General features: G+C 34.7%; 14 protein-coding genes. 7 read left to right on the forward strand and 7 right to left on the reverse strand.

Going from position 1 to position 12428, the window contains the following annotated elements; all coding sequences use genetic code 11:
- Positions 1–5: 5 nt before the first annotated feature.
- Entirely contained in the window at positions 6–1340 is a 1335-nt protein-coding gene (gene thiD, locus YN1551_RS13370) for a bifunctional hydroxymethylpyrimidine kinase/phosphomethylpyrimidine kinase (RefSeq protein ID WP_048052387.1), read from the reverse strand.
- The gene (locus YN1551_RS13375; RefSeq protein ID WP_012715460.1) at positions 1337–2032 is read right to left on the reverse strand and encodes a MoaD family protein; all 696 of its coding nucleotides are present in this window, start codon (positions 2030–2032) and stop codon (positions 1337–1339) included. The genes thiD and YN1551_RS13375 overlap by 4 nt, the downstream gene beginning before the upstream one ends.
- 37 nt (positions 2033–2069) lie before the next feature.
- Between YN1551_RS13375 and YN1551_RS13380 the strand changes: the two genes are divergently transcribed.
- A complete protein-coding gene (locus YN1551_RS13380) occupies positions 2070–2525 on the forward strand; it encodes a hypothetical protein (RefSeq protein ID WP_012712856.1) in 456 nt (151 codons plus the stop codon).
- Here the strand turns inward: YN1551_RS13380 and YN1551_RS13385 are convergent.
- Positions 2516–4768, reverse strand: a complete 2253-nt coding sequence (locus tag YN1551_RS13385; protein ID WP_012718099.1) for a 4Fe-4S dicluster domain-containing protein — start codon at positions 4766–4768, stop codon at positions 2516–2518. The genes YN1551_RS13380 and YN1551_RS13385 overlap by 10 nt on opposite strands.
- Before the next feature lie 47 nt (positions 4769–4815).
- Here YN1551_RS13385 and YN1551_RS13390 point away from each other — a divergent pair, with 47 nt between their 5' ends.
- Together YN1551_RS13390 and YN1551_RS13395 are read left to right on the forward strand one after the other, a co-directional pair.
- Positions 4816–5565, forward strand: coding sequence for a pantoate kinase (locus YN1551_RS13390; RefSeq protein WP_012715462.1), 750 nt, complete (start codon positions 4816–4818; stop codon positions 5563–5565).
- Entirely contained in the window at positions 5520–6320 is an 801-nt protein-coding gene (locus YN1551_RS13395) for a 4-phosphopantoate--beta-alanine ligase (protein ID WP_012712859.1), read from the forward strand. The genes YN1551_RS13390 and YN1551_RS13395 overlap by 46 nt, the downstream gene beginning before the upstream one ends.
- On the opposite strand, the gene panB is transcribed toward YN1551_RS13395, so the two are convergent.
- Positions 6299–7102, reverse strand: coding sequence for a 3-methyl-2-oxobutanoate hydroxymethyltransferase (gene panB, locus YN1551_RS13400; protein ID WP_012718100.1), 804 nt, complete (start codon positions 7100–7102; stop codon positions 6299–6301). The two genes, YN1551_RS13395 and panB, sit on opposite strands and share 22 nt — an antisense overlap.
- Complete coding sequence (locus tag YN1551_RS13405) at positions 6999–7682, reverse strand: hypothetical protein (protein WP_012715464.1); 684 nt, start codon at positions 7680–7682, stop codon at positions 6999–7001. The genes panB and YN1551_RS13405 overlap by 104 nt, the downstream gene beginning before the upstream one ends.
- On the opposite strand from YN1551_RS13405, the gene YN1551_RS13410 reads away from it, so the two are divergent.
- Genes YN1551_RS13410 through YN1551_RS13420 form a run of 3 tightly spaced genes read left to right on the forward strand, consistent with a single transcriptional unit; the run spans position 7627 to position 9934 of the window.
- Entirely contained in the window at positions 7627–8478 is an 852-nt protein-coding gene (locus YN1551_RS13410; RefSeq protein WP_012718101.1) for an ABC transporter ATP-binding protein, read from the forward strand. The genes YN1551_RS13405 and YN1551_RS13410 overlap by 56 nt on opposite strands.
- Positions 8478–9668, forward strand: coding sequence for an ABC transporter permease (locus YN1551_RS13415; protein ID WP_012710372.1), 1191 nt, complete (start codon positions 8478–8480; stop codon positions 9666–9668). Before YN1551_RS13410 ends, YN1551_RS13415 begins: the two co-directional genes overlap by 1 nt.
- A 32-nt stretch (positions 9669–9700) precedes the next feature.
- Complete coding sequence (locus YN1551_RS13420; protein WP_009989431.1) at positions 9701–9934, forward strand: Lrp/AsnC ligand binding domain-containing protein; 234 nt, start codon at positions 9701–9703, stop codon at positions 9932–9934.
- A gap of 708 nt (positions 9935–10642) precedes the next feature.
- On the opposite strand, the gene YN1551_RS13425 is transcribed toward YN1551_RS13420, so the two are convergent.
- A complete protein-coding gene (locus YN1551_RS13425) occupies positions 10643–11542 on the reverse strand; it encodes an IS5 family transposase (protein WP_012718102.1) in 900 nt (299 codons plus the stop codon).
- A gap of 143 nt (positions 11543–11685) precedes the next feature.
- Here YN1551_RS13425 and YN1551_RS13430 point away from each other — a divergent pair, with 143 nt between their 5' ends.
- Complete coding sequence (locus YN1551_RS13430; protein ID WP_012715467.1) at positions 11686–11898, forward strand: hypothetical protein; 213 nt, start codon at positions 11686–11688, stop codon at positions 11896–11898.
- Positions 11899–12011: 113 nt separating this feature from the next.
- Here the strand turns inward: YN1551_RS13430 and YN1551_RS13435 are convergent, their stop codons facing one another.
- Positions 12012–12329 carry a hypothetical protein gene (locus tag YN1551_RS13435; RefSeq protein WP_012710374.1) on the reverse strand — a complete coding sequence of 106 codons (318 nt, stop codon included), beginning with the start codon at positions 12327–12329 and terminating at the stop codon, positions 12012–12014.
- Positions 12330–12428 lie beyond the last annotated feature (99 nt).

Here is a 12428-nt window from a genome sequence, read left to right on the forward strand (position 1 = left end):
TGAAGCTACAGCATTTTTAATAAGTTATCTAAAGTTTCTATCATCTCCTCCATATTTTTTGTCCAAAATCTAATCATTGCCTCCTTTCCCCTGGTACCTTTATCGTAAATTACATTAGGTATCCTAACGTATTCACCACTTATATACTCAATAATCCACTGCATCGTCTTTCCTTCTCCATGACTAGGTTCCAATTCCCTATTAATCTCAACAGTTTCATAGCCAATTTCCTTAAAACTCTCAACTATCTTATCGTCGTATCTAATGTTCATTAAGCAAGTACTATTCATTCCCTTGAGAATAATTGATAATAACATTCTGGCTGTATGGGTCGGATTTCCAAATACGACGGGATGACCAACAATTACCTTTTTATCCCACCTCCTTATTATTCTACCTCTAAATGTAGCAATGTCGTTTAGATCCCTAACGTATTCTGGTTTTATACTGTGTGCTAGATTCGATTGTACTTCAGGTATTAAAATCCAGAATTTCTCGTTATTTTCAGCAAAGTCTGCAAATCTTCTCATCTCCTCAACTACTTCATATTTCATAGACTTCTTCATGATCTCAATACTTACGTTAACTGGTCCTACACCTTTCCCTATATTAAGTCCATATTCTATTGGGGATTGAACAAAATCTCTTGCTTTCCTAAAGGCCAATTTTACATCCTTCGTCTTTATATATTCTGCAGTAAACGCAGTTGCAAATACGCTGCCAGTACCATGTGTGTCTTTTGCTTGTATCCTGTGATAACCTATCTTATATACTCCCTCTTCATTACACATGTAGTCGAAGCTAAAATCTCCCTTACTATGGCCTCCCTTAATTATTACGTGAGCAATATTGTAAGTTTCCCTTATCTTTTTACATGCAATAACTACATCACTTTCCTTTTCTACCTTAATACTGCTAATTGCAGATGCTTCTATTATGTTTGGTGTTATTACCTTAGCGATGGGTAAAATTATCTTCTTGTAATCTTCAACGTCTTTAATTAGTGGGGTTCCATCCTTTGCGTACAGTACTGGGTCTACTACTAAAAAAGAATCGTGTAATAATTCATTCACAACTTGAAACTGTTCTTTGGTATATATCATTCCCATCTTAACAGCTTCGACATTGAAATCATCAAGTAATGTTTCTATCTGTTTTTTAAGGAATTCAGAGCTAACAACATTAATATCTTTTATACCTTTTGTACTTTGAGCTGTTATTGCAGTAATTGCAAAAACTCCGTGAATTCCTAATACTTCAAAAACTCTTAGATCAGTCTCTCCTCCTGCTCCATTACCAGTATCTAATCCAGCTACGGTCATTCCAACTGGTTTAATCATTGCTTTTTCACTCTCGTATTTCCAGCTACTACCCAATATTCTCCATCATCTCTTATTTCCAATTTCCAAATTCCAGTACTATGTTTAACCAATTCCAATGTTTCTTTCACCGCATCTATGGCATCTTTTCTTCCCTTGCCTAGGGCCATTATAAGTAAGACATTCTCTCCAGGTTTCATGGACTCTATTACATGTATTATCTCAAGGTCAATCAAGTCACTATATTTCCTCTTCATTTCTTCTTTTATTTCTAGAAACCTCTTCCTGGTGTACTCTTCATAAGCTTCGTATCTCAGTTCTAAGACTTTGTGATTGTCTACTATACCTTTAACAAAACCTACATAAACAACTAAAGAGCCTGCTTCCGGAGGGGCTTTTTCTCTGAATTTCCTAATTTCCTCAAGTAAGTCGAACCTTTTCCCTATAATTAAATCTCCACCAGAAGGTGGTGGTAATAATGCTACCTCATCTCCATCTTTAATATTCTTAGTTGATGCTGAACCATTTACCAAAATTGAAACTTTTATCCCGTTTATTCCGTTTTTCAAGAAGTTTACTAATTCATTTCCGTACATTTTACCTAGTTGTTCAATGAGGCAGCCAACGTCTTCACACTCAGTTTCCAATACTTCATTCGACTTATGGGTTATATCTTTAATGAATGCAAAATAGAGAACTTTCACTTTTTTCATACACTCACCATTATTAATTTTTTAATCCTTAGTTAGTATGAGTGAAGACGAGATAATAGATTTAATATTCAATAATCAACGTGATATAAGGCAAGGTACAGCGATTAGGAAGGAAAACAATGAAGTTCTAAACAAATTAAATGAGATAGAGAAGCTTCTACAATATCTAATTAAGAGTAAAGAAAGAGGAGTTCAGCAAAACGGGAGTTTATGTGAACAAATTCTTTCATCAGCCTATGTTATTCTTGATGAGAGTATTGGAAACATAAGCAGAAATTACTATATAGTTGAGCTAGATAGTTCAAGAAAATTTATAACATTCAGAGATACAATAGAACTTCTCAACTTTTACTTTTCTCAAAATATAAATGAGCAAGATTTGGAAGATAAGCTTCCTAAAAGGCTTGTTCCGCTATTTAGATTCATGAGAAGAAATGGGTTAATATATTTTGGCTACGATGAGAAACGATATTTTATTGTTGATTATAAGTAAATAATATTATTTATTGTACTTTCGATCAAGTTTTCGTTTATAGATCTTTTTAAAGCTTCCTTTAGTACGTTCAGAAAGTCGTTAGTTTTAACTAAATCTTTTACAGAATAATCTAATTTATTGGACTTTGCAATTTCGTCACGTAAAATATTTATTTCATTACTAAAATTATAACTTGAGAGATAATCAGTATATGTTGAAATTTTCTGCTTTAGTAATGGTCTATCTTGTGATAGTTTGGATAAGAATTCTTTTACTTCAGGCTTAGAGCCCATTTTGCGTATAAGCTCACTGCTAATATGTTTAGAGATAATTGGAATAGTCAACAATAAGAAGTATTGGCTACCTCCTAAACTCCACATGACTACTTTTTCAGCAACTTCATCCTCAGAAGCCATTAAACCACTCACTACAGCTTTCACTAGCAAATCGAATATTATATTCTCATCTATCATGACTTTTTCTTCTTTAACTACTACCTCTTTTTTCTTTAGGAATAGACTGTATACTGATGTTGTTCCAAATTTCCAAGTAGAAAATGGACATACGGTCAAGAAGGCTTTTCTAGTAGATTTAAGTGGGCTACCTTTATAAGATGTTAAGAATAAGCCTGCACATTCATTATATGGTGAATTATATCCAAACTTCTTTGCCCAGCACCCTAAATGTATCTCCTTATCCTTTAGTTCATTTTTAATAACTTCATACGCAAATATTCCCTTCTGTTCACTGAACTTATTATAAATATACAATCCCTCCGGGCATAGAAAATAAATATCAGCAGCATTTTGTTCAATTCTTAATCTATTTATCTTCTCAACACTATTTTTCACACCTTCTAGATTCCCCGCTAGGTAATCGTTAAAACCGCAACAAATTCCAGTAACTAGTTTTACTCTAGGAGATAGCTCTTGAGGCAGCTTGTCTCCATTAGTTAAGAGGTAATTTAGGAATCCCTCTAGTCCTAATGGATCGTATTTTGCTGCACAACCTACAAATAATAAGAAGACTGGTCTATTCCTATATTTGGAGAGCAAACTGTTTTCCAGTTCGTAAATATCTCTCGGCACTTCATCTATTTCCAGTTCTACTGTTTCCTTATTTTCATTAAATTGCGGTAAAGTTTCCATTAGATTTGAAATGTTTATTCCTACCGGGCAAGCTTCTTGACAAGAAGCACATCCAAAACAGAATTCAAAATTAGTCTCACCAGTCAATAATCTATTGAATCTTCCTAAAGGCGAATAAATGATGCTATTGGTAGTGTTGTAGGCAAGACAACTGTCCAAACATAATGAACAATTTATACATTTAGATGCTTCAATTACTATGTTTTTATTTATTCTCCTGGATCTAACTCTTATTTCATATTTTTTAAAGTTTTTTAATATATCTTTATGGATTTCCTCGTATTCTTTCAAATAGGGGAACGGAACCACGTCTGGATTTCTTCTCAGATATTCGAAAAGTTCTGTTAATCTGGTTTCCTCTAAACTTCCTATTAGAACTTTATATCTCTCTGGTGAGTTATAGTTGATTATATATCCTATTTTAAAATCAAAATTAAATTCTACATTTTTGTCATAATTAGCCATCAATACTATAGGTACGTAATTTCTCTTGAATATATTATGTATCTCTATACTCAGACTTTTTATCAAATTGTTTGTAGATACTGATTTAAAATTCTCATTAATAATCTTATTGTAGAACGAGGGTATGTAATACCTTACACTATCTTTGTATATTAGCGCAGACCAAGCGAAGTTATTTTCACTTTCAGTCTCTAACAGTTCTGGATATTTTACAGCTAGAATTCTTACTACTTTGTAGTCAACTAGCTCATTTATAGTCTTTTTACCCTTCGTAAATCCGAATTTATAACTACCAAACCCCGACCCATTTAATACAGTGAAGCCTCCTACTGTGCCTTTTAAATATAATGGAAAAATTGCTGGAAAATAATTAATTTTCGAAAGCTCATCTATTAATTTATCGAAAGTTATTCCTGCAGGTACTTCAAATATTTTAAATATATTCTTACCTTCAACTTCTCTGAATACGCTACCATCATCAAATCTATCCGGAGCGCGTATGATTTTCGGATTAGCATATTTTAATACGTTACCATATAAACCGGTTAATCTACCAACCACCAATTCATTTTTATCTCTACTTTCGATCTTTTTTACATCATAGCCTCCTATCACGGCTCTGCTGAATATTGATGCGTCTAAAATCACAACTGCTCTTAGTAAAAATTATTAATAACAATTTTATAGTTTTAGGCGTGGAGATTAAAGTACCAGTTTCTATTTCTGGTATGTGGTACCCAGTAATAGATAGAGAGAATTTGTTTGAATCTGGATCTATAGGGTTGACCTTAACATTAGAACCGTACATAACTGCTGAAATTAGAGGTGGAAGTGGGATAGAATTTAACGGGATAGAGATAAAACTTCCCAATTACGATATATTAAAGAAAAAATTAGGAGAATATAGGTTATCTGTATATTCTGAAGTACCATTAGGTTACGGCTATGGCTTAAGTGGGGCTATAAGCCTGGCGTATGCCCTAGGAGTTAAGGAATTAGCACCAATAAGTGAGAAGGATGCAGTTAATGTAGCCCATTTAAGTGATGTTATAGCCGGAAATGGATTAGGGGATGTAATAGCACAGTATTATGGTGGAGGTTTAGTTTATAGGAAGAAGGCAGGAGGGTTGGGTTATGGCGAGGTTGAGATAATAAATATGGATTGGTCACAATATCCAATCTTCTCTCAACCTATTAGCCATCTTCCAACCAAGAGTATTATAAAGAGGTCAGAAATAGCCCTTAAGCTCATAGATGAATTTCTCAAAAATCCGTCTCCGTTGAAATTTATCGAGGTTGCACAAAAGTTTACAAGTAGTTTGGGTTTTAACTCAGAATATCCTTATTCATATAGGAAGAAGGGGATAATTGTTAAAATCTTTGATCCAGAGTATGGAGTATGGATAAAGCACAAGATAGCAAGTCGTGGAGCATACGTGACATAATACCAGAAAATCATCCTAGAAGGGAATCCCTATTAATCAGAGAAAAACTGATTGAAGCGATGGGAAAAAGCATTCTTGTTCCTCAAGGGTTAATAGCACATGGAAGGGGAGAATGTTTCGACTACTTAATAGGAGAGAAGACTCAGAATTTCGCTGAAAAGGCTATAGAAGCTGCAGCAGCTACCCTACTCTTAGCTAAAACACCCGTTATTTCCATAAACGGAAATATGGCTGCATTAGTCCCAGAAGGTCTAGTAAGATTGGCAGAGGAGACAAATGCCAAACTCGAAGTTAATTTATTCTATAGGGATGAAAGAAGAGAAAAAGTAATAGCTGAAGTACTTTATAAGGCAAATGCAAAGGAAGTTTTAGGAGTAGGTGAGGATGCTTCGACGGTAATACCTGAATTATTTAGTCAAAGAAGAAGAGTAAGTCCAAAAGGTATTTACATAGCTGATGTAGTATTATTGGGTTTAGAAGATGGAGATAGAACAGAGGCATTAGTCAAAATGGGTAAGAAAGTTATAGCAATAGATATCAATCCGTTATCGAGAACTTCTAGGACTGCTACAATAACTATTGTGGACAATATAATTAGGGCTGTTCCCAGACTAGTAGAGAAGGCGAAAGAATTGAAGTCTAAGAATAAAGAAGAGTTAGAACAAATAGTCTTAAACTATAATAATAAAAATGTTCTAGCTGAATCGCTGAAATTCATAGCTAACAGATTAACTCAACTTTCTCTTTCCTTATAATGCTGTTTTTCAGGGAACTTATTATTTTTCACGTCAATTATGTACTGATTTATTGCGTTAGAAATGATTTCTTTCAGATTTACATATGATTTAGCGAAGTAAGGAGTAAACTCAGATAGCCCTAGTAAGTCGTTTATCACTAATACTTGGCCATCACAATATGGACCAGCCCCTATACAGATTGTAGGTATGTTCAATTTTTCCGTAATTCTTTTAGCTATATCCACGTAAGTATTTTCTATAACTAATGAAAATACTCCCGCATCTTCTAGTTCTAAACTATCCTTTATCAATTGATCCTCTTCTTGTTTAGTTTTTCCGATGGTTCTAAATCCTCCTAGTCTTAGAAACCTTTGAGGAGTTAAACCAATATGCCCCATAACAGGTATTCCAGCCTTTACAATTGCTTTAACAGTGTCTTTCATTTCCTCCCCACCTTCTAGTTTTATCGCGTCACTGCCAGCCTTTACTAAAAGTCCTGCATTCTTTACTGCACTTTTTGTGTCTATCTCATAACTTAAAAAGGGCATATCTGCAACTATTAACTGAGGTGGATTTGCTCTTGCTACTGCTCTTGTGTGGGAGATCATGTCTCTCATGGTTACGTTGAGCGTATTTGGATATCCTAGTACAACCATTCCTAGGGAGTCTCCTACAAGTATGGAGTCCAGTCCAGTATTAGATATTATCTTCGCCGTTGGGTAATCGTATGCTGTTAACATTGTAATTTTCTCCTTCGTTGATTTCTTCTTTATGAAGTCCCTTATTGTCACCTTTTTCATTGTTAATTCTAGAGCTTATTCTCTTAGCTAAATTTATAATTTTTTTCAACTTTTCAGCAATCTCAAAGGTTTCTTCATGTCGAGAAGCCTTATAATACAATTTGACTATTAACGGTAAAATCTCAAATGAAAATTTCATAAAATTTTTCTTATCTAAGTCAAGTAGTTTAGGTTTCTTTAATAAGAATAGTAATTTTTTCTCTACCTCCTTTGGGTTTAAGCTATTATATTGAATAATTATAAGAGAAATTTCAGGATCTTCCTCGCTGTTATTGATTTCACCATTAAGCGCTAGCTTAGTCTGCTCAATGTCTATGAATTTCCACCAATGTTGATTAGCAGACTTATAAGTGGTCTCGATTATGCCGAAATCCTTCTCCAACGCTCTCAATATCATTCTAGGGTCATAGTTAACTCCAAATTCCCCTAGTTTTTCAACTAATTGCTTATAGCTGAAGTCTCCAAGCTCCCTATTTTCATTCTCCTCAGTAATTTCTATTATAGCCTTTAAGACATATTTAGCCTTGTCGCCATATTTGAGCAAAGCCTCTAATGTTCTGTCCTTGACTGTGCCAATCATTTTATATATTATCTCGAAAGCATATAATAAGTTCCTTAGCCATAATAGCATAAGTATGACAGAAAAACAATTTGCTGTTAGTGTTACCAATTTGCGAAAGAGAATTGGAAATAAGGATATACTTAAGGGGTTATCATTTAATGTGGAGAACGGAGAGGTTTTTGGGATAGTGGGGCCCAATGGAGCCGGAAAAACAACTACACTAAGAATATTGTCAGGTATTATTAAAAATTTTGAAGGATATGTAAAAATCTTCGGCCTTACTCCGGTTGAGGCAAAACAAAAGGGATATATTTCGTATATGCCAGAAGACGCTTTCCCGTATGAGAAGCTAACTGGCTACGAAAATTTAGATTTCTATGCTGAGCTATACGCTAAAGGTGACAAGCAGTTAAAGGAAAAATACTTAAAACTAGGTGTTGAGATTTCCAATTTAGGTAAGAGGATTTACGATAAGACCGCTGAGTATAGTAGAGGTATGAAAAGAAGGCTTATTATAGCAAGAACCTTAATGGTAATGCCTAAACTTTCAGTTCTGGATGAACCAACTTTAGCCCTAGACGTGGAGTCTGCAGTAAGGATAAGGAATATAATTTTAGATATGGCAAGAAGATATAACATGACAATAATACTCTCTTCACACAATATGTTAGAGGTTGAATACTTATGTGATAGAATTACTCTGATTAACGACGGAAGAGTAGTTGCTAGTGGAAAGCCCGAAGAAATAGTCAAAAACACTAATTCCAAGAATTTGGAAGAAGCTTTCATAAAACTCGTATTCGGTGATCAGTGATGCTGAAGACAATGATAAAGAAAGAGATAATGGATTTAAGAAGGGATAGAAAGCTACTACTTGGGGCTATAATTCTTCCTCTTATATTATTACCGCTAATTGGTATCATACTTTACGCTTCTATAGCTGTATCTCCACCCGTTATCGAAATAGTAAACCATAACCAATCAAACTTACCCTACGTTCAAGCCGTTTCACACTACATTACTCAAAACGGAGGAACAGTAATTTACAATGATTCGAATGCAAGTATAATACCTGATGTTGTAATAATATTCCCTAATGACTTCAATATAAATGCTAGCAATATCTCAAAACAAGCCTCTGTGTATGTAAAGATTCTAATTTCCTCTAATCAAGAAGCTTCGAATTTAGTTAATAACGCATTAGGCTATTTGTCCTATAGTCTAGTTTACAGTAGGACTGAATTCTTGATAAATTCTTCTAATTTACAGCGTGTTGTTAATCCTAGTGATATTCTAAGACCTCTATTGGTTAAAAATTACGTAGTTACTATAACTGGTAAAAATGCTCCACAGTCCCAAGCAAACCTAAGTGAAATAGCTAGGATAATAACTCTAGTCCTTTTCCCTAGTGCTACTCCAGTAATATTTTACGTCACAGATGGGATAGTTGGCGAAAAGGAAAGAAGAACTTTAGAATCTTTACTGGCTTCACCGATATCAATAAACTCCTTCATATTCTCTAAGGTAATCATTGCTATAATCTTAGGAGTTCTCTCATCATTAGGTGACATTCTGGGAGTAGTATTATTTTCCTCCTTAATGTCGTTCACATTTGGTTTACCGCTATCCCTTAGTACATCATTTATTCTAATTGTTGTACTAGCCTACCTACTAGCTGTATTACTAACTGCAGCGTTAAGTGTAGTTTTACTTCTAGCTTTAGGAGGATCTATGCGTAACATGCAAGTGATAAACTTTCTCATTTTATCGTTTGGCCTAATTGCGTCCTTTTCTGCCCTATTTATAAATGTCGCGAATTTGCAGTTCCCACTTAATCTAATATTGCTAATACCTTATGAACAATTAAGTTTATCATTACTTTACTTTGTTTCCGGTTCTACTTTTATTTCATTATCACTTCTATCAGGCGTGTTGATAGTCTCTGTGATAATTTTGTTAGTATCCTCAAGGCTATTTAATTCGGAAAGATTACTGCTAAAGTAAACCTTTAAATATTGAGTCGTAATTAATATTTTATGGCAGAAGTTGTAAGAGCCTACATTCTCGTATCTACTACTGTTGGTAAGGAAATGGAAGTAGCGGATATGGCTAAAAAAGTATCTGGTGTTATAAGAGCAGATCCAGTTTATGGTGAATATGATGTGGTAGTAGAAGTAGAAGCTAAGTCATCTGATGATTTAAAGAAAGTAATATATGAGATAAGAAGGAATCCTAACATAATAAGGACCGTGACTTTAATAGTAATGTAATTTTTTCTCATCTATTAATTATCTTCGTGTATTTTCATTCTATTAGGAATATACGATAGGTCAGTCTTTTAATTTTTCCACACTAATTTCAGTTCGTCCCTGCCACATCACTTGATAATCATAAAATCCGGGGGTGACCCTCCTGCGATCATTTTACCCCGGTACTCGGGGATTGGTCTGAAATCACGCAGGCCAATAAAAATTAGTTAAGGATAGATTAAATTTTTTACATCTGAAAGCCTCACCCTTATCGGTAGACCCAAAATCATATTACAAATATAAATTCAACATTAAACCTCATATTTTTTCTTAATAAATAAAAGAATATATTTTATTATACTCATAATCAAGAGCATTAAGAATAATGTATTAAATAATCAATGTAAATAAAACAGATTCTATCGTACACATCCCATCATTTTCTAATATTATAATAATATTCCTCAGTTAATTGTGTGGAAATATAAAAAATCTAATATGGTACTTGGAAATTTATAAAAATTATCATATAATTATCTAACTAATTACATTAAATCGTTACGAACTACTAATAATGAATAAAAATTATTTTTACTAATTAGATTTTGGGTCTACCGTTATAGCGGGGATGAAGTGCTTTGTTGATCTCTTCAATTTATTTCATAAGCATGATATGATGCACTGAGAATTTTTCAGTAATTAATATTTATTTCAACGTTATTCGCAAGCTCACACCCTAATACCCGGAGCTCTACCAACTAAAGAATTAGCCAAGTGGACCATCCATGCATAAGCCCAGAACTTGAGCTTAGCCTCAACCACTTGTCCTAAAAAACTTGTAGCCCTAACAGATTCCCCAAAAGTACGCTTCACAGCAGAGAATAAGGACTCAATCCTCCACCTAACACCGTAACCCCTCTCCTCCCTCCAACGATTATAACCCAACCTCTTGAACTCCCTTACAGCCTTTCTCCTAGCAGGATGACCGCGTCTAGTGGAGGCGTTCTTCCTAGGTGGGACAACAACCTCAACCCCAGTCTTGTAAACCTCATTAGCATCATAAGCTTTATCTCCATAAAACTTCTTGACCTTCTTTCCCTTATCTTGTAAATCCTTAACCGTCTTAACTGCAGTCTCAACCTCGTTGCTGGTTACTTCAGCGTTTATTACGTTGAATTGGTCCTTATCCATTACTATTTCGATCTTGAGGAATTTTGAGTCCTTGGTTTTACCCCATTTTGCTATAATGTATTGTCCTCCCTTGTTTGTGCTTATTCCCGTTGCGTCTGCTATTACTTCAAGTTGGTCATTTGCCTCTGGGAATTTTATGTTCATGTTTCTTACTCTTTCCCATATTGTTGAGTAGTCTAGGCTTGTTGGGATGATTTTCAGTCTTTCTAATGCTCTCAATACTCCTTCTATGGCCCTATAAGGTAGGAACAAGTGCAGGAACGCTAGGAAGTCGTTGAACTCCTTTGGCGCCTTGTAGGTTTTCTTGGCATTCCTATTCTCTTCTGCTAGTAATTCCCACCAGTGTTGGAAGACGTAGAAGGGGAACATTAGCTCGTATCTAGTTATAACGTTCTCGTCGTACTTGCTCCAATCCCTCTTGTACTTACTCTTTCCCATGAGTAATACTCGGTATAATTATTTATAAATTTTTGTATAATTCTGAAGTAACCCACAAAGCAGGGATGAAGAAAAAGTTTATAAGTAAGATAATATAGGCTGAATTCTTTTTCACGTTAATAGAGATCTTTTTATATTTGAGTATGGTAAAATTTTATTTATCAAGGATGATCTCTCACGCCGATGTGGGTTATGCCCAAAAGGGTGGGAGTAAAAATTATGGAGATGTGAGCCCCGTGCCGTTGGGCTCAAATGAGTCCCATGACCCATCTACTGTTAAGTTTGGTAGGTGGTTGAGGGCTAAGTCCCTACACTCGATCATGATTGAAGATAAAATGAGTGAAATGAAAGTGTAGGGACAAACGGGATCTCTGTCTACCTCTACTACCTCCCAAATTAGAGATGTAATTCCGAATCAATGGGAGAACTTATGATCCACTAAAGGAACCTTCACAGGATGGAGAGGAGATCAGCTTTGATTACTATCCACTACCTCTACTTGTTCCTCTTCCTCATCTTTCTCCTCTTCTAATATCTGCAACTTCTTTAATACCTCCACTAATAATGAATCTAACTGCGCAACTTTAGCCTCTAAAAAGGCTATACTCTCATCATACTTAGCGTTCTCCTTTTTCTCTTCATTCTCTTCATTCCTCTCAAAGTCTCCTTCAAGTCCTTTCTTTATAAACAATTTGACTAAATCAGTCATTTGAATTCCTAATTCATCAGCCTTCTGTTTAAGTTCGTCATACATCCACTCTGGTAACGATAAATGTATAGTAGGCATCTCTGTACACTCCTCTAAATATTAATATTGAAGTGGGAGTATATTAATCTTTATTTTCTATTATATATTCCTCTTTATGGAAGAATCCGGGAATACTGA

This window comes from Sulfolobus islandicus Y.N.15.51 (assembly GCF_000022485.1).
In the GTDB taxonomy this organism is placed as follows: domain Archaea; phylum Thermoproteota; class Thermoprotei_A; order Sulfolobales; family Sulfolobaceae; genus Saccharolobus; species Saccharolobus islandicus.

Coding starts and splice junctions, on each gene's coding strand:
- thiD (WP_048052387.1), bottom strand. CDS start 1,340: ATGATTAAACCAGTTGGAATGACCGTAGCTGGATTAGATACTGGTAAT.
- YN1551_RS13375 (WP_012715460.1), bottom strand. CDS start 2,032: ATGAAAAAAGTGAAAGTTCTCTATTTTGCATTCATTAAAGATATAACC.
- YN1551_RS13380 (WP_012712856.1), top strand. CDS start 2,070: ATGAGTGAAGACGAGATAATAGATTTAATATTCAATAATCAACGTGAT.
- YN1551_RS13395 (WP_012712859.1), top strand. CDS start 5,520: ATGGATAAAGCACAAGATAGCAAGTCGTGGAGCATACGTGACATAATA.
- panB (WP_012718100.1), bottom strand. CDS start 7,102: ATGAAAAAGGTGACAATAAGGGACTTCATAAAGAAGAAATCAACGAAG.
- YN1551_RS13405 (WP_012715464.1), bottom strand. CDS start 7,682: ATGATTGGCACAGTCAAGGACAGAACATTAGAGGCTTTGCTCAAATAT.
- YN1551_RS13415 (WP_012710372.1), top strand. CDS start 8,478: ATGCTGAAGACAATGATAAAGAAAGAGATAATGGATTTAAGAAGGGAT.
- YN1551_RS13420 (WP_009989431.1), top strand. CDS start 9,701: ATGGCAGAAGTTGTAAGAGCCTACATTCTCGTATCTACTACTGTTGGT.
- YN1551_RS13425 (WP_012718102.1), bottom strand. CDS start 11,542: ATGGGAAAGAGTAAGTACAAGAGGGATTGGAGCAAGTACGACGAGAAC.
- YN1551_RS13430 (WP_012715467.1), top strand. CDS start 11,686: ATGGTAAAATTTTATTTATCAAGGATGATCTCTCACGCCGATGTGGGT.
- YN1551_RS13435 (WP_012710374.1), bottom strand. CDS start 12,329: ATGCCTACTATACATTTATCGTTACCAGAGTGGATGTATGACGAACTT.